General features: G+C 67.3%; 12 protein-coding genes. 3 read left to right on the top strand and 9 right to left on the bottom strand.

Features of this window, described 5'->3' with window-relative positions:
- Window positions 1–5 precede the first annotated feature (5 nt).
- Window positions 6–2867, bottom strand: a complete 2862-nt coding sequence (locus AC06FB_RS17205; protein WP_065181748.1) for a TonB-dependent receptor — start codon at window positions 2865–2867, stop codon at window positions 6–8.
- Between the two features lie 296 nt (window positions 2868–3163).
- Window positions 3164–3571: an ExbD/TolR family protein gene (locus AC06FB_RS17200; protein ID WP_053519873.1), complete on the bottom strand. Its 408-nt coding sequence runs from the start codon at window positions 3569–3571 to the stop codon at window positions 3164–3166.
- A 163-nt stretch (window positions 3572–3734) separates the two neighbouring features.
- On the opposite strand from AC06FB_RS17200, the gene AC06FB_RS17195 reads away from it, so the two are divergent.
- The gene (locus AC06FB_RS17195; RefSeq protein ID WP_478053928.1) at window positions 3735–5708 is read left to right on the top strand and encodes a transglycosylase SLT domain-containing protein; all 1974 of its coding nucleotides are present in this window, start codon (window positions 3735–3737) and stop codon (window positions 5706–5708) included.
- A 37-nt stretch (window positions 5709–5745) separates the two neighbouring features.
- The gene (locus tag AC06FB_RS17190; protein WP_253120440.1) at window positions 5746–6966 is read left to right on the top strand and encodes a multifunctional CCA addition/repair protein; all 1221 of its coding nucleotides are present in this window, start codon (window positions 5746–5748) and stop codon (window positions 6964–6966) included.
- Between the two features lie 208 nt (window positions 6967–7174).
- Here AC06FB_RS17190 and AC06FB_RS17185 read toward each other — a convergent pair whose 3' ends face one another.
- A complete protein-coding gene (locus tag AC06FB_RS17185) occupies window positions 7175–7609 on the bottom strand; it encodes an SseB family protein (RefSeq protein ID WP_478053927.1) in 435 nt (144 codons plus the stop codon).
- Between the two features lie 106 nt (window positions 7610–7715).
- Window positions 7716–8759, bottom strand: coding sequence for a S41 family peptidase (locus AC06FB_RS17180; RefSeq protein ID WP_478053926.1), 1044 nt, complete (start codon window positions 8757–8759; stop codon window positions 7716–7718).
- A gap of 448 nt (window positions 8760–9207) precedes the next feature.
- On the opposite strand from AC06FB_RS17180, the gene AC06FB_RS17175 reads away from it, so the two are divergent.
- Entirely contained in the window at window positions 9208–9645 is a 438-nt protein-coding gene (locus AC06FB_RS17175) for a hypothetical protein (RefSeq protein ID WP_053519274.1), read from the top strand.
- 48 nt (window positions 9646–9693) lie between these two features.
- Here the strand turns inward: AC06FB_RS17175 and AC06FB_RS17170 are convergent, their stop codons facing one another.
- The 5 genes from AC06FB_RS17170 to AC06FB_RS17150 are packed head-to-tail and all read right to left on the bottom strand — an operon-like array spanning window position 9694 to window position 15338.
- Complete coding sequence (locus AC06FB_RS17170) at window positions 9694–10761, bottom strand: acyltransferase family protein (RefSeq protein ID WP_478053925.1); 1068 nt, start codon at window positions 10759–10761, stop codon at window positions 9694–9696.
- Window positions 10761–11909: an N-acetylglucosamine-6-phosphate deacetylase gene (nagA, locus tag AC06FB_RS17165; RefSeq protein WP_478053924.1), complete on the bottom strand. Its 1149-nt coding sequence runs from the start codon at window positions 11907–11909 to the stop codon at window positions 10761–10763. Before nagA ends, AC06FB_RS17170 begins: the two co-directional genes overlap by 1 nt.
- Window positions 11909–12937, bottom strand: coding sequence for an SIS domain-containing protein (locus tag AC06FB_RS17160; protein WP_053519280.1), 1029 nt, complete (start codon window positions 12935–12937; stop codon window positions 11909–11911). The genes nagA and AC06FB_RS17160 overlap by 1 nt, the downstream gene beginning before the upstream one ends.
- Window positions 12938–12944: 7 nt before the next feature.
- Window positions 12945–14012, bottom strand: a complete 1068-nt coding sequence (locus AC06FB_RS17155) for a LacI family DNA-binding transcriptional regulator (protein ID WP_049466708.1) — start codon at window positions 14010–14012, stop codon at window positions 12945–12947.
- Window positions 14013–14051: 39 nt separating this feature from the next.
- Window positions 14052–15338, bottom strand: coding sequence for a sugar MFS transporter (locus AC06FB_RS17150; protein ID WP_053519282.1), 1287 nt, complete (start codon window positions 15336–15338; stop codon window positions 14052–14054).
- Window positions 15339–15704: the final 366 nt, after the last annotated feature.

The following is a 15704-nucleotide window of genomic DNA, read 5'->3' as shown; positions in this document are numbered from 1 at the left end:
TCACATCAGAACCGCAGGTCCGCGCGCATGTACCAGTAGCGGCCACGCGGAATGTCATAGGTCGACGCGTCATAGCCGTTCAGCGAGCACGACAGGCAGATCGGCGGATCCTTGTCGAACACGTTGTTCAGGCCAGCGGTCAGCTGCAGTCCCTTCATCCAGTCGATCCTGTAACCCACCTGCAGATCATGGAAGGTGGTCGCCGAGAGCGTGTTGGTGCCCGCCACCTGGTTGCTGCACACCGGGAACGCCACGGCGTCGCCACAGTCTTCGGTCAACTCGGAGATGTGCCGCACCGTCCAGTTCGCGCTCCAGTTGTCCAGTGTCCAGCCGATGCTGGCGTTGCTGGTCCATTCCGGAATCGAGCTGTCGGCCACTTCCACGCCCGGCTTCTGTGGCTGCCGCTGGCCGGCCGCACCGGTGGCCTCGTAACGACCGACGAAGGTGTTCTTCCAGCCCAGCTTGAACTGGCCGATCGAGGTCTGCGGCAGGGTCCAGAACAGGTCCACGTCCCAGCCATCGGTCTTGATCGAACCCAGGTTGGTCAGTCGGTTGTTGAAGCTGCTGACCGCGCCGGTGCTGGCACGGGTGATGCCATCGCAGTACACCGGATCCAGCGTATCCACACACAGGTCCAGCTGGGTCTGCGCGTTGATCGCCTGGATCGCGCCATCGATGTTGTGGCGGTAGAACGTCACTTCCACGTCGAAGCGCTCCGACCAGGAGGTGTTGTTGCCGAACCACGGGCTCCAGACGAATCCGGCACTGAAGCTGCGTGAACGCTCCGGTTCCAGCTCGCGGTTGCCGCCGGTGGTCACCGAGATCTGCGAGTTGGCCTGCTGGAAGCCGGCCGGCACGCCCAGCGCGGCACAGTTGGCGGCGCTGCCACGCGGCGGCGTGCCGCCCAGGCCGATCGAGCACGGATCGAACAGCTGCAGGTCCGCGCGCGCGGCCGAGCCGTACAGTTCGCCGATCGACGGCGCGCGGAAGCCTTCGGCATAGGTGGTGCGCAGCACGAAGTCATCGGTCACCTGCCAGCGCAGGCCGTACTTGGGCGTGAACTCACCACCGAAGGTGGAGTAATCCGAGTAGCGGCCTGCCAGACTCAGGTCGAGCTTCTTGCCCAGTGCCGAATCGGCGAAGATCGGCACGCTCAGTTCCAGGTAGGCTTCATTGACGTCGTACGAGCCGGAGGTCGGCTGCGACGGCACGCCGTTGTAGTGACCGATCACCGTCAACGGGTCGGGCTGGTACCAGCCTTCGTACTTGCGGTACTCGTAACCGGTGGCGAAGGACAGCGGGCCGGCCGGCAGGTTGAACAGATCGCTGGACAGATTGGCGGTGAACAGACTCAGCTCGTTCTGGCTGCGGTCGCGTACCACCGGCTGGATCCAGCGCAGCATGTCCGGGGTGATGGAACCGGCACCGCCGAAGATGTTCAGCGGCACGCAGCCCGGCGTCGCCGCACATGCGGCAGGATCGCCCAGCGCCAGGTTGACGTTGTAGATGTTGTAGCTGCCGTAGTTGGTCTGTTCGGCCTTGTTCTTGCTGTACATGCCGTTGACGTCCCAGAACCAGCTGCGGTCGGCCGCCTGGAAGTTGCCGACCAGGCCGGTGGCGAAGTACGTGGTGTTGACCTCCTGCTCGAACACGCGCGCGCCACCTTCCACCGGGCGGCGGCCGACCAGGCTCATGTTGCCGGACGACACCAGGTCGAAGCCGAACGGGTTGTAGGGATTGAGCGCCGAGATGGTGATGTTGTCGGCCAGCGGATTGCCGGTGGCGCCATCGGGGCCGAAGAACAGCGGCTCGGGGCCAGCCTGGTTGGTCGACTCGCGACGGTTGCCCAGTGCCTTGACGTACCACTGCACGTTGTCGGTGATGTCAAAGCGGAACTGACCGAAGAGGCCCTTCCGCTCCGACGGCGTCAGCACCATGTTGTACTCGGCGAAGTTGAAACGGTCAGCGCTGGTGAAGCAGTGGTAGTCGTCAGTGCGGTTGCAGCCGGCACTGCCGTCATAGCGTGGATTGCTCACGCCGGTGTTGGGCACGATGTTCTGCTGCGCGCCCGTGTTGGGGTCGACGAAGGCGAAGCGGCCCTGCGGAATGGCACCGCTGCCGAAGGCCAGGCCGGTACCGGGAATCGGGAAGCGCGACTGTTCACGGTCCTTCGCATACACCGGATCCTGCTTGGTCCAGCTGGCGCCGAGGAACAGACTGAAGCGATCACCGCTCTTGCCCCAGGCCAGGTCCACGCCCTTCTGCGTGCCGTCGCCCTTGCTGTATTCGCCGTAGTTCAGGGTCACCTGGCCGCCATCGAAATCACGGCGGGTGATGATGTTGACCACGCCGGCGATGGCATCGGAGCCGTACAGCGACGACGCGCCGTCTTCAAGCACTTCGATGCGCTCGACGATGGCCAGCGGAATGGTATTGAGATCGGTCGCGGCGCCGACACCCGACGCCGATGACTCATTGACCCAGCGGATGCCATCGACCAGCACAAGCACGCGCTTGGCCCCCAGGTGGCGCAGATCGACCTGCGCCGAACCCGCACCGACGCCGCTGCCATCCGGGGGGAAGCCGAAGTTGCCGGACGAATTGAACTTGGCATTGAGCGCCGAACCGGAGCCGGTGAGCTGCTGCAGCACTTCGCCGATCGAACTCAGGCCGGTGCGCTCGATGTCGCCGCGCGTCAGGGTCTGGATCGGAACCTGGCCCTCCACTTCAGCGCGCTTGATGCGGGTACCGGTGACCTCGACCGCGTCCAGGTTGGTGGTGGACTGTGCGGCGGCGCCCAGCGGTGCCAGGGCAGTCACGCACAGGGCGACGGCAACCGCCAGGGGGCGGTGGTGCAGGTGATTCATTCGCTCTCTCTCCAAAGGAATGTCGGGACATTGGCTGCCGTACGCCCCTCCTGCATGGCGGCAGCGTCTCCTTTGTAAACAAGTAGTCAAAATCACGGCGTGATGACCGACACCCTTTCACGCGGGCTTGACGCGATTGACGGGCAATCGCATCAGATAGCGACAGATTGTGTGTCGTGTTCCAGCCTTGGCGCGCTGACCACGCGCCTGTTGCGACAGCTGGTGCCGGCATCCGCGGAGTGCTCCAAAGCACTCTTGGTGGAGGGGCTGTCCATCGACAGCCCCTCATCCGCTGCTCAGCGCACGAAGGCAATGCGCTCCATGCCGGTGGCCTCGGCCGCCGCCAGGATCCGTGCCATCCCTTCGTACTCGGCCGCCGGATCGGTCGCGATGCGCAGCTCCGGCAGGTTGCCGGCGTACTTACCCGCCTGCGCCTGCAGGCGCGACTGCAGATCGGCAATGGCCAGAGGCTGGCCGTTCCAGCTGAGCTGGTTGGCTGCATCCAGACGCAGTTCGATCGGCGGCGGCGGGTCCGGCCGGGCGACCACGCGATCGGTCGCCTGCGGCAACTGCACTGCGATCGGCCGGGCCACGATCGGTGCGGTCACGATGAAGATGATCAACAGCACCAGCATCACATCCACCAATGGCGTGACATTGATCTCCGCCAGCGGGCCATTCCTTCCTGCGCTACTGAACGCCATGTGCCGCTCCCTGCAGCCGGGCGGTTCGCCCGGCTCTGACGTTACGCCGGCATCCCGCCGTTGCGGCAGAGGCTGCATGCACCTGCATTCAGCCGCCGTTGCCTTTGTCTGGCGTGCACGCGATGCGAAACTGAATTCAGCCAGTGCCCGCTATGCTGGCGCCATGACCCGACGCTCTTCGACCGCCCTGTCCCTGCTCCCGCTGGCCTCCCTGCTGCTGATCGGCTGCGCCGGTGCCCAGTCCCTCGATGCCCAGAACGCGCAGCTCAAAGCCGCCATCGCCGCTGCCGAACGCGGCCAGTTCGATCCCGGCCAGGCCGCCGCGCTCAGCCGCCATCCGGCCTATGGCTGGCTGGAGTACGCCAATCTGCGGCGCAACATCGACACGGTCGACACTGCGCAGGCGCAGGCCTTCCTCAAGCGTTACGAGGGCCAGGCCGTGGCCACCACCTTCCGCAGCGTGTGGCTGCCTTCGGTGGCACGCCGGCAGGACTGGCCCACCCTGCTCGCCAACTGGGTGCCTACCGACAATCTCGGCCTGCGCTGTGCGCAGTTGACCGCCCGACAGGTGACCGGCGGCGTCGATCCGCAATGGATCAGCGACGCCCAGGAGCTGTGGCGCCGGAACGGCAAGTCACTGCCCGACGGCTGCGATGCGGTGTTCGCCGTGCTGCAGGCCCAGGGGGGCCTGAGCGACGCACTGCGCTGGGAGCGCATCGACGCGGCCGCCGACGCGCAGCAGCCGGCGGTGATGCGCAGCGCCGCGCGCGGACTGCCGGCTGCCGACTTGGCGCTGGCCAACACCTATGCTGCGTTCGTCGACAAGCCCAATGCCAGCGCACTGAACTGGCCGCGCAATGATCGCAGCCGGCGCATCGCCACCGATGGCCTGGTCAAGCTGGCCAAGGCCGATCCGGATGCCACCGAGCAGCAGCTGCCGCAGTACGCGCAGGCCCTGGGCCTGAGTGCCGAGCAGCAGGCCCAGGTGCGCTACCAGATCGCGTTGTGGACGGTCGCCTCCTACCTGCCTGATTCCGCGCGGCGCCTCAATGCAGTCCCCGACGCCGCCTACGACGAGCGCCTGCATGAATGGCGCGTGCGCGAAGCGATGTCGCGTGGCGACTGGCCGGCGACCCTGGCAGCAATCCGCAAGATGGCGCCGAAACAGCGCAACGATCCACGCTGGCGCTATTACGAAGGACGCATGCTGGAGAAGACCGGGCAGGCACAGCAGGCACAGTCGCTGTTCCGGGAGGCCGCGCGCACGCCCACCTTCCACGGCTTCCTCGCGGCCGACAAGCTGCAGCAGGGCTACACGCTGTGCCCGTGGAAACCCAACGACAGCGAACAGGCCAAGGCCGCAGTGGCTCGCGATCCTGCCATCCAGCGCGCAGTGGCGTTGTTCCAGATCGATCGCGCCGGCTGGGCGGTGGCCGAATGGAACAGCGCGCTGTCGCGCTTCGATGACACCCAGCGCCGACTGGCCGTGCGGGTGGCCCAGGACAACGGCTGGTTCGACCGCGCGGTGTTCTCCCTCGGCAAGCAGCCGCAGGAACAGCGCCTGTATGACCTGCGCTTCCCGCTGCACCATGACGCCACGATCCGCCGCGAATCGGCGCGCAATGCCATCGATCCGGCCTGGGTCGCTGCGGAAATCCGCGCCGAAAGCATCTTCACTCCGCGCGCGCGCTCGCCTGCCAATGCGATGGGCCTGATGCAGGTGCTGCCGGCCACCGGTGCCGCCGTGGCAAAGTCCATCGGCCTGACCGGCTACGGCGGTGCCGACAGCCTCTACGACCCCGACACCAACATCGCCATCGGCACCGCCTACCTGCGCCAGCTGATGAACAAGTACGACGGCCTGCCCTATGTGACCATCGCCGCCTACAACGCCGGTCCGACGCCTACGGCACGCTGGCAGAGCCAGCGCCCCGGTTTCGATCCCGACCTGTGGATCGAGACGATCAGCTACAAGGAAACGCGCGAGTACGTCGCGCGCGTGCTGGCCTTCAGCGTGATCTACGACTGGCGCCTCAACGGTGACGCCCTGCCGCTGAGCGACCGCCTGATGGGACGCCTGGTCGACAAGCGCAAGAGCTTCAGCTGTCCGGCGGACGCGGGCCAGGGCGGCGACTGATTCGGCTCTGCGCGCCGGGCATGCCATCATCCCCGCCATGAAGATCTATCTTGTCGGCGGCGCCGTGCGCGACCGCCTGCTGCAGCGTCCCGCCGGCGACCGCGACTGGGTGGTGGTCGGTGCCACGCCCGCGCAGATGGAAGCGCAGGGCTTCAGCGCCGTGGGGCGGGACTTCCCGGTGTTCCTGCATCCGCAGACCGGTGAGGAATACGCTCTGGCCCGCACCGAGCGCAAATCTGGCCGCGGTTATCGCGGTTTCGTGGTCGATGCCGATCCGGCGGTCACGCTGGAAGAGGACCTGCAGCGCCGCGACTTCACCATCAATGCCATTGCCTGCGACGAAGACAGCGGTGCTCTGGTCGATCCTTACGGCGGCGTGCGTGACATCGAGCAGCGCGTGCTGCGCCACGTCGGTCCTGCCTTCGTTGAAGATCCATTGCGCGTGCTGCGCGCGGCCCGCTTCATGGCCCGCTTTGCCCCGCTGGGGTTCACCGTTGCCCCCGAAACCATGGCGCTGATGCGCGAGGTCGCTGCCAGCGGTGAGCTCGACGCGCTGGTACCAGAGCGCGTCTGGCAGGAACTACGAAGGGCGCTGGCAAGCGAACGGCCTTCGGCGTTCCTGCGCACCCTGCACGAGGCGCACGCACTGGGCCCGGTCCTGCCCGAGCTGGAAGCGCTGTATGGCGTTCCGCAGCGTGCCGAGTTCCATCCGGAAATCGACACCGGCCTGCACCAGGAGATGGTCAGTGACATGGCAGCGGGACTGGCCCCGGGCGATGACCTGGTCGGCTTCGCCGCGCTCACCCACGATCTCGGCAAGGGCCTCACCCCGCCGGAGGAATGGCCGCGCCACATCATGCACGAGCAGCGCGGCATTACGCCGCTGAAGGCGCTGTGCGCGCGCTTGAAGGTCCCGGCCGAACACCAGCAGCTGGCGGAAGCGGTCTGCCGCGAGCACTTGAACGTGCACCGCATCGACGAGCTCCGCGATGCCACCGTGCTGGAACTGCTCGGTCGCTGCGACGCGCTGCGCCGGCCCGAACGCATCGCGCGCATCGCACTGTGCTGCGAGGCCGACAAGCGCGGACGGCTGGGATTCGAGGACAGTGACTACCCGCAGGGCGAAACGCTCAAGCGTCTGCATCAGGCGGCGCTATCGGTACAGGCACGGGATCTGGATACGACGCACCTGAAAGGCCCGGCGATTGGTGAAGCATTGGCCAGGGCGCGGGTGAAGGCGATTGCGGCGGCACGCTGACGCTGGAGTGGGGGCTGAGGTGCCTTGAAGCTGGTCCATGCCAGGCGTTTGGCTGGAAGACCCCACGCCGAGACTCACGCACAGCAATGCCAATTCTCTGTCGATGAAAACCTCAAAGTGATCGTCGAATCACTTCTCAGCGGCAAACCCGGTCCTTATGCGACACCACATGTGAGCGCATCCGGATCTACCACCGGCATCGGTGTGGTCAGTGCGCCATGCCCCGCGTGATCGCAGCAGCGCGCTGCTTCAACTGCGCCACGGCATCGGGAATCATCTCCATGCCCACGTCCAGGCCGGGGTTCAGCACCAGGCCGACACCGTCGCCGATTCCGGCCAGCAGCGCATGCACCGCGATCGGCATGGCATGCGCGAACTTCGGCAGCTGTTCGTGCCACAGGCCGGCACGCTCGGGGGCGGTGAACACCGCGAACATCGGCTCGCCACTCTCGCTGGTCAGCACCAGGGGCGAGATGCTCTCATCCCATGCGCCGTCTTCGCCGATGGCCTTGTCCAGCAGCACGAACGCCGTCGAGGTCAGCAGCCCATCGAGGAACTGCGACGCGGTCAGCGTGCCATCCTGGGCCTGCAGCAGGCGCACCTCGAGGTCGTTGAGGGGTTCGAACGGGGTGTCGTGGTCCATGGTCGCTTCCGCTACGTGATTGCAGGAGAGACTTTAACAGGCCGAGCCCTCGAGCGATGAACCGGTGTAAGCGGCGCCTCCCACGGCTCGCTTTCCTGCGTGCAGATCAACGCCCCGAGCAGGCGGGCTGGGCCAGCAGCCAGTCCTGCGCGGCCTGCAGACCGGACGCTCCGGGGGCGGTGGGCTGATCCGGCTGCAGCTGGCGACCGTCACCCTGCCCCTGGCGGTCGGTCATGACATTCACGGTCAGCAGCAGCATGCTGCCATCCACCAGGGGCACGGGTTGATTGCCGGTGGAATAGCCTGCACTGGGCTGGCCGAAGCTGCGGCTGCCGGGCTGGCCGCGGAAGGCCAGCGCCACGGCCTCGCCCGAACTGGCAGTACGGGGGCCGAACACCACCGCGACCGGTGCGGGACCGCCGCGCAGCGCATAGGCCGCCTGGCGCGAGCGAAGCCGCGAATTCGCGCCATCCAGGACCTCTCCGTCGCGTTGTCGCCACGGCCGTTGCCCTTCGGCGCTGCGGAAGCCGCCGATCACGGCCCCTTCCTTATCCGGGGTGCCCTGCAACAACGGCAGCAGTCCCAGCAGCATGGGCCACATGTTGCCGCCGCCATTGCCGGACAGATCCACCACCCAGCCGCACCGCGTGCCGTCATCCAAGGCCACGATGCGGTGCTGCAGCGCCAGCGCGTAGGTTCTGCGAGCGTCATACCGTGCCTGCTCGCCCGCCTGAGGATCGTCCAGGAACGGGCTCACCTGCAGTACACCGACGCGCGCATCGGCCTGCCACGGCATTGGCGATGCCGCATCCTGGCCGGCCTTCAAGCGTTGCGCACGCCCGGAACGATGGCGTTGCAGGCTGGGCGGAATCCAGCGGCCATGGCCGCCCGTGCTGCGGGTAGCGGCGTCATCCAGCAACCGGCGCCGGTCGGCATCGTCGGTTGCGGCGGCCAGCGTCGCACGTACACCGGCCCAATCCACACGGTCGCGATACAGCGCGCGTGCCTCCAGCAGCTGCAGCATCTGCACCTGCGCCTCCGGTGAGGGCAGTTCAACCGCGGATGCCGAGGCCGTTGCGGCCATCGTCTGCGCAGCCCAAAGCACGACCACCGTCGCACCCGCGCGCCGCACTCCGTTGCAGATCTGCATACGACGTTCCTTGCCGTTGAGTCAGGCGCCCAGCATAGCGGGTTGATGATCGGCGCGGCCATCGCGCAGGTTGTCGTATCTGACCTGGCTGGCAGCGCAGGCATTGCGCGATGCCGACACGGCGCTCCGGTCACGCGACAGATAGGCGATACGGACACACACATTGCAACTTTGCCCATGTCATCGCGCTGTGGACCGCGCGACGGTGGCATCTGCCAGCGCCCCTGTGCTGGCCGGGATTGGCGTCCCGAATGAAGCTTTTCAACGGCGGGCCTGCGACAACATCGCGGGCCCGAATAGTGCACCCTCCGTCGTTCTGCGGCGGGCGGTGCGTGGGGATCTCCGGATCCGCCGGCTTTTTCTCCGTTGAAAAGCTTCACCGGCACGCCAACCCGCACCGCCCGCCACCCTGCGCCCCGCAGGTGGCCTTGCCTGTGAGGTTGCCACCATGACCCTGCCCCATCCCACCCATCCCCGCCTGCACGCGCTGCTGGGCGACGCCCTGCCTGGGCTGCGGCTGCCCGCCGCTGCCGCCGACATCCTGGAAGATGCGCTGGCCGCAGCCCACGAGAACGTGCCGCAGCCTGCATTCTTCGCCCGGTTACGCAGCATCGCGCGCGGCGACGGTGCCAACGGCCAACCTTGGCCCGAAACGCGGATCACGGAAGCGAGGGCGCGTGACCTGGCCGGCGCTACGCGCTGCCTGGCCGCAGTGTCTTCCTGCGCAGGACTGCTGCTGGCCGCGCAGGCGGCGCGGGAGATGGACGATGCCCGAGCGCACTGCCCGCCGCAGGTGGAAGAAGGGCTGCTGCACGCGGTACAGGTGCTGGCCGATCACGCGGGGGCGCTGGTGGAGCCCGCAGCGGCAGTCCCCGGCAAGCAATGAGCCGAGCTGGCCCTGCTCCACCGCAGGTGCGTCCACACCCCGGCGCTGTCAGATCTTGAGATAGATCCTGCGCCGGTCCAGCCACCACGCGACGCCCCACCACAGGGTGACGAAGGCCAGGGCCTGCAGCATCGACGCCAGCTCCAGCGCACCCGGCATCGCCGCCGCCAGCTGCTGCCAGACCCAGCCCCAGGCGCCGGTTGCCAACAATGCCACCGACATCACCGAGGCCCCCAGGTACGCGGTGATCGCGTTGACCCCAAAACGACGGCCCCACGCGGGCCAGCCCTTCTGGTCGATCAGCACATGCGCCAGCCACAGGGCCAGCGCCGCAAGACCTCCGGTCCACAGCACGTAGCTGGGCGTCCACAGCTGCTTGTTCAACGGCAGCACAATGGCAAGCAGCAGGCCCAGCACTGCCGTTGCGGCGCCCAATCCTGCCAGCGCCACAGCGCGACCGCTGCGCAGCAGTGCGCCGGCCAGCAGGCCCAGGGTGGTGCTGGCCAGCGCGCCCAGCGTGCTCAGCAGCCCTTCCGGGTCATGCCCAAGCCCGGTATCGGCGTGCCACTGGTAGATCCACGGGGCGAACAGCGCGTTATCCAGACGGCTGGCCGGATTGGTCCATGGCGCAAGATCACCGAGGCCGAGCAGCAGCACGGTATAGCCCACCAGCAGCCCGACAAGCACCCCGGCCTGCACGTGCAGCCGCGCATACACCGCCAGCAGGCCAACCAGCGCCGCACACACCGCGATGCGTTGCAGCACGCCCCAGATGCGGAAGTGATGCGTATCCAGCGCCCACCAGATCAGCAGATGCAACAACGCCCCGGCTACCAGGATGCGCAACGCGCGCTCCAGCACGCCACGCGCCAGTGTGGGCCGCTTCGAAGCATCGAGCGCGCGCGGTGCCACGCTGAAGGCCATCGACACGCCCACCAGGAACAGGAAGAACGGGAACACCAGATCGGTGGGCGTGCAGCCATGCCAGTCCGAATGACGTAGCGGTGCGAACACCGCACTCCAGTCGCCCGGGTTGTTGACCAGCAGCATCGCCGCCACGGTGATGCCGCGCAGGGCGTCGATCGAGCCCAGGCGCGCTGACGGCGCAGCACTCATCAGGCGGCCTCGTACTGTCCGGCAATCCAGGTGCCCCGCACCTGCAGGGCATCGTCCAGCAGCACCAGGTCGGCCTGGTAACCCTCGGCGATGTGGCCCAGCCGGTCGTCCACATTGAGGAACTGCGCCGGATAGGTCGAGGCCATGCGCGCCGCTTCGGCAAGCGGCTGGCCGAGCAGGTGCACGGCGTTGCGCACGGCCGTGGCCATGTCCAGTGCCGAGCCGGCCAGCGCGCCAGCTGCGTTGCGCACCACCCCATCGACGGCAGTGATGGTCTCGCCATACAGCACATAGCTGGGATCATCGGCGCCGACGGGCGGCATCGCATCGGTCACCAGCAGCAGGCGGCCGCGTGGCTTGGCCGCCAGCGCTACCCGCAGGCTGACCGGATGCACGTGCACGCCGTCGACGATGATGCCGATCCAGCTGTCGCGATCTTCCAGCGCGGCACCCACCGCACCCGGCTCCCGGCCCTGCAGCGGCGACATCGCGTTGTACAGATGGGTGAAGCCGCGCACGCCGGCATCCAGGCCGGCGCGGATCTCTTCGTACGTTCCAGCGGTATGTCCAGCCGCGACGATCACCCCGCGCTCCACCAGTGCGCGAATCGACTCCAGCGGTACCCGTTCCGGCGCAAGGGTGAGCAGGGTCACGCCATTGTCCAGCGAGGCGGCCAGCGCGATCTCCTCCGCATCGGGCACGCGGAACTTGCTGGCGTCGTGGGTCCCCTTCCGTGCCGGGGCGATGTACGGCCCTTCCAGATGGATGCCGATGACACCGGGCACGCCTTGAGCGATGGCTTCGCGCAAGGCGGCGATCGCCTCGCGCATCACCGCCACGTCATCACTGATCAGCGTCGGCAGCATCGCGGTGGTGCCGAAACGGCGGTGCGCCTGCGCGATGGTGCGCAGGGCCGCCACGTCCGGCGTGTTGTTGAACAGCGCGCCGCCACCGCCATTGACCTGCACGTCGATGAAACCCGGCAGCAGCCAGCCGCCGCCGAGATCGACCTGCTCGGCCGCCTGGCCCACCTGCGGCGCGGCATCGGGGAGCAGCGCGCTGATCTTCCCGTCCTCGATGAGCACTGCCAGGTCATCGCGGAAATCATCCCCGACCAGGATGCGGGCATTGCGCAGCACGGTTGCCATCACACGGTCTCCGTGACCTTGTTCAGATGCGGCGGCAGGTCCGGGTTGAACCCGCGGCGCAGCGCCAGCGCATTGATCGCACGGTAGAAACTCTGCACGGTGAGCAGCGGAGCGCACAACGGATGCGGCGCGGCAGCCACCGGCAGGTTGCCTGCGGCGCCGGCCATCCATACCTGCGCACCACGCGCTGAGAACTCCTCCACCACGGCACGTGTGCCCGCGCCGGTCTCATCGGGCTGGGCGAAAGCCAGCACCGGGAAGCCGCGACCGACCAGCGCCATCGGGCCATGCTTGACCTCGGCCGAGCTGTAGGCCTCGGCATGCAGACTGCAGGTTTCCTTGAACTTCAGCGCCGCTTCCTGCGCGGCGCCAAGGCCGAGCCCACGCCCGAGCACGAACAGGTTGGTGGCGTCCACCAGGCCATCGGCCAGCGCCGTCCAATCGCACTGCCATGCCTCGCGCAACGCATCCGGCAGCAGCTCCAGCGCAGCGCGCAGGCCACTGTCCTGCTTCCAGTACGTGGCCAGCTGCAGCAGTGCCGCCAGCGACGCCAGGTAGCTCTTGGTCGCGGCCACACTCTTCTCCGGGCCCGCATGCAGCGGAATCACCGTATCGGCCAGCTGCGCCAACGGCGAATCCTCGACATTGACCAGTGCGACCACGCGCGCGCCGGCGGCCTTGGCCGCTTCGGCATTGCGCAGCAGATCCGGACTCTTGCCCGACTGCGAGATGACGATGAACAGTGCACCGCGCAGCTGCAGCGGCGCGGCATACACCGAGCCCACAGACGGCGAGGCGGAGGCGACCACCAGGCCCAGTTGGGTTTCCAGCAGGTACTTGCCGTAGGTGGCGGCATGATCGGAGCTGCCGCGCGCGCAGGTGACCACGAACGGGGGTGGCGCGGCGCGCAGGCTGGCAGCCAGCGTCTCCATCGTGGCGTGGTTGCGCGAGAACTGGCGGGCGACGACGTCGGCCGCTTCAGCGGCTTCGGCGAACATCAGGGTGGAGGTGGGGTCGGACAGCGACATGGCGGGCTCAGGCAGGATCGGAAGGGAGTGGGCGGGCGCCGGCGGGACGCATCGGCGCAGTCGACCCGCGCACTACCAGCTGCGGCACGAAGCCCTGGTTGTGCAGCGGTGCAGGCGCGTCGTCATAGGCATCGCTGCGCAGCTGCGCGATCAGCAGGCGCGCGGCGTGGCGTGCGATGTCCTCGGTGGCCTGCTTGGCGGTGGTCAACGGCGGCCAGGACTGGCGCGAGAACGGGCTGTCCTCGAAGCCGGCAATGGACAGGTCGTAGGGCACGTTCATCCCCGCCGATTTGGCAGCGGCCAGCACGCCCGCAGCGATTTCATCGTTGGAACCGAAGATGGCGGTGGGCGGTTCGCGCAGCGCCAGCAGGCGGCGCGCGCCCCGGAAACCGTCGTCGAAGGTGTAGTCGCCCTGCACCACAAGATGCTTGTCCACGGTCATGCCGTAGTCCTTCAGCGCCGCTTCGTAGCCGGCATAGCGTTCGCCGGAAGAGCGGTGCGAGCTGCCACCCCACAGGAAGCCGATGCGCTGATGGCCCAGTTGGATCAGATGCTCGGTGATCTCGTAGGCCGCTTCGCGGTCGTCGACGAACACGCAGGCTCCGTCCGCCGGGTCCTCGGTCGCCGCGATGATGCGCACCAGCTTGATGCCGCGTGCGGTCAGCGCCTGCACCAGATCGCGGCGCTCGGACATCGGTGCGGTCAGCACCAGGCCGGCCAGGCGCGAGCGCTGTACCCAGTCGGCCAGTTCATCGGCCAACAGGGGCGAGCTCGAGTCGCAGGGGTGGATCTGCAGGCCGAAGCCGGTCTCCCGGCACGCGGCCAGCACGCCGTTCTGCACGCCGATGATGTGGTACGGGTTGGGGTTGTCGTAGACCAGCCCGATCACGAAAGTGGTCCCGCTGCGCAGGTTGCGCGCGGACGGATCGGGCTCGTAGTCGAGCTCGGCGATCGCCCGCAGCACCCGTGCACGGGTGGCCTGCATCACGGAGGGCTCGTTGTTGATCACCCGCGAGACGGTCTTCAGAGAGACCTTGGCCTTCTCCGCGACGTCCTTGATGGTCGCTCTGCGCATGGGTTTTCCCTGGGGTTGGCTGCCGTCCATCATCGCCTATCAGCGCTCCTGCGGCAGGCCGGCGCGGTGGCCGATGACCGAGTAGAACAGGATGTACAGGTAGCACGGCACCATCAGCAGCACGAACACCAGCTGGAAATCGATGTGCTGCTTGAGCACGGCGAACAACTGCGGAATGATCGCGCCACCGGCGATACCCATCACCAGCAGCGCCGAGCCGGTCTCGGTGAAACGGCCCAGGCCACGGATCGCCAGCGGGAAGATGGCCGGCCACATCATTGCGTTGGCAAAGCCCAGCAGGGCCACGAAGGCCACCGAAACGTAGCCGTGGGTGGCCCAAGCACCGAGGCAGAACACCACGCCCAGTACCGCCGAAACGGTCAGGTAGCGCGACTGCGAAACCACCCGGGGAATCAGCAGCAGGCCCACCACGTAGCCAGCCAGCATCGCCGCCAGGGTCAACGAGGTGAACATCTTGGTCTGGTCCAGCGGCAGGTCGAAGCCGTGGCCATAGGTACCGATGGCATCACCGGCCATCACTTCCACGCCGACATACACGAACAGGCAGAGCACGCCCAGCCACAGGTGCGGGAACTGGAAGATGCTGCTGCGCTCGGCCGCGCCGGCGGCCGTCGGGGTGGCGTTGGCCTCGGAGGACTTGATCTCCGGCAGCGGCGAGAACAATACGGCGACGGCCAGCAGCACCAGCAGGCCGGCCATCGCCAGGTACGGCGCATGGATCTTGGCGGCGAACTCATTGAGCAGGGCCACCTTGGTGACCGCGTCGGCCGCCTGCACCTGCTTGTCCAGGTCACCGATGCCATGCAGCACCAGGGTGCCGATCAGCACCGGCGCCAGCATGCCGGCGATCTTGTTGCAGATGCCCATCAGCGCGATGCGACGCGCTGCGGTCTCGATCGGGCCGAGGATGGAGATGTAGGGATTGATCGCCGTCTGCAGCAGGGCCAGGCCGCTGCCGATCACGAACAGCCCGCCCAGCGCGCCGGGGTACCAGCGCTGCGTCGCGAATTCACCGAAGAGTGCCGCGCCGCCGGCCATCACCAGCAGGCTCAGGCTGAGGCCCTTCTTCATGCCGGTGCGGCGCAGGATCCACGACGACGGCAGGGCCAGGAAGAAATAGGACAGGTAGAACACCATCAGCACCAGGAAGGCGCCGACCTCGCTGAGCTCGAAGGCCAGCTTGACGAAGGTGATCAGCGGGCCGTTGAGCCAGGTGAAGAAACCGATCAGGAAGAACAGGACGCCGACGATGGCGATGGAGGTGGCCACGTTCGGGCGCGCGCTTGCAGCGGGGACGGCGGACATCAGGAGGGCTCCTGCGGCGACGGTCGCAGAACGCGGCGTCGGAGAGTGGCTGGGAACAACGTTGTCACATTCTTTCGATGGACAACGGCGGTTTGTCAACTTCCCTGCGCGGGGCAGCGCAGGCCATGCTGCATCGCGCAACCGTCGCCTACGGTCGCGTGCTGAATACGCTGGAGCCGTTGAGCCCCGTGCAGCAAGGGCTCCGGCGTGAACGCGCCGTTCACGTCATGGAAACGTTTACCGCACACCCCATTCGTTGCGCCGCAGCAACGAAAGTGTCACGAACTCGTTGACATCGTTGTCAGCGGGGTTACAGACTCCGCCCAACAGCCGGCCTCACCCTCGGATCCGGCCCCCTCTTCAGCA

The sequence above is a fragment of the Stenotrophomonas sp. Steno-C15 genome (genome assembly GCF_056393265.1).
This window is presented reverse-complemented; position numbering and strand designations above follow the sequence as displayed.

What these genes read in the sequence shown, in the direction of transcription:
- AC06FB_RS17205 (WP_065181748.1), bottom strand. Translation starts at nt 2,867, where the DNA reads ATGAATCACCTGCACCACCGCCCCCTGGCGGTTGCCGTCGCCCTGTGC.
- AC06FB_RS17200 (WP_053519873.1), bottom strand. Translation starts at nt 3,571, where the DNA reads ATGGCGTTCAGTAGCGCAGGAAGGAATGGCCCGCTGGCGGAGATCAAT.
- AC06FB_RS17195 (WP_478053928.1), top strand. Translation starts at nt 3,735, where the DNA reads ATGACCCGACGCTCTTCGACCGCCCTGTCCCTGCTCCCGCTGGCCTCC.
- AC06FB_RS17190 (WP_253120440.1), top strand. Translation starts at nt 5,746, where the DNA reads ATGAAGATCTATCTTGTCGGCGGCGCCGTGCGCGACCGCCTGCTGCAG.
- AC06FB_RS17185 (WP_478053927.1), bottom strand. Translation starts at nt 7,609, where the DNA reads ATGGACCACGACACCCCGTTCGAACCCCTCAACGACCTCGAGGTGCGC.
- AC06FB_RS17180 (WP_478053926.1), bottom strand. Translation starts at nt 8,759, where the DNA reads ATGCAGATCTGCAACGGAGTGCGGCGCGCGGGTGCGACGGTGGTCGTG.
- AC06FB_RS17175 (WP_053519274.1), top strand. Translation starts at nt 9,208, where the DNA reads ATGACCCTGCCCCATCCCACCCATCCCCGCCTGCACGCGCTGCTGGGC.
- AC06FB_RS17170 (WP_478053925.1), bottom strand. Translation starts at nt 10,761, where the DNA reads ATGAGTGCTGCGCCGTCAGCGCGCCTGGGCTCGATCGACGCCCTGCGC.
- nagA (WP_478053924.1), bottom strand. Translation starts at nt 11,909, where the DNA reads ATGGCAACCGTGCTGCGCAATGCCCGCATCCTGGTCGGGGATGATTTC.
- AC06FB_RS17160 (WP_053519280.1), bottom strand. Translation starts at nt 12,937, where the DNA reads ATGTCGCTGTCCGACCCCACCTCCACCCTGATGTTCGCCGAAGCCGCT.
- AC06FB_RS17155 (WP_049466708.1), bottom strand. Translation starts at nt 14,012, where the DNA reads ATGCGCAGAGCGACCATCAAGGACGTCGCGGAGAAGGCCAAGGTCTCT.
- AC06FB_RS17150 (WP_053519282.1), bottom strand. Translation starts at nt 15,338, where the DNA reads ATGTCCGCCGTCCCCGCTGCAAGCGCGCGCCCGAACGTGGCCACCTCC.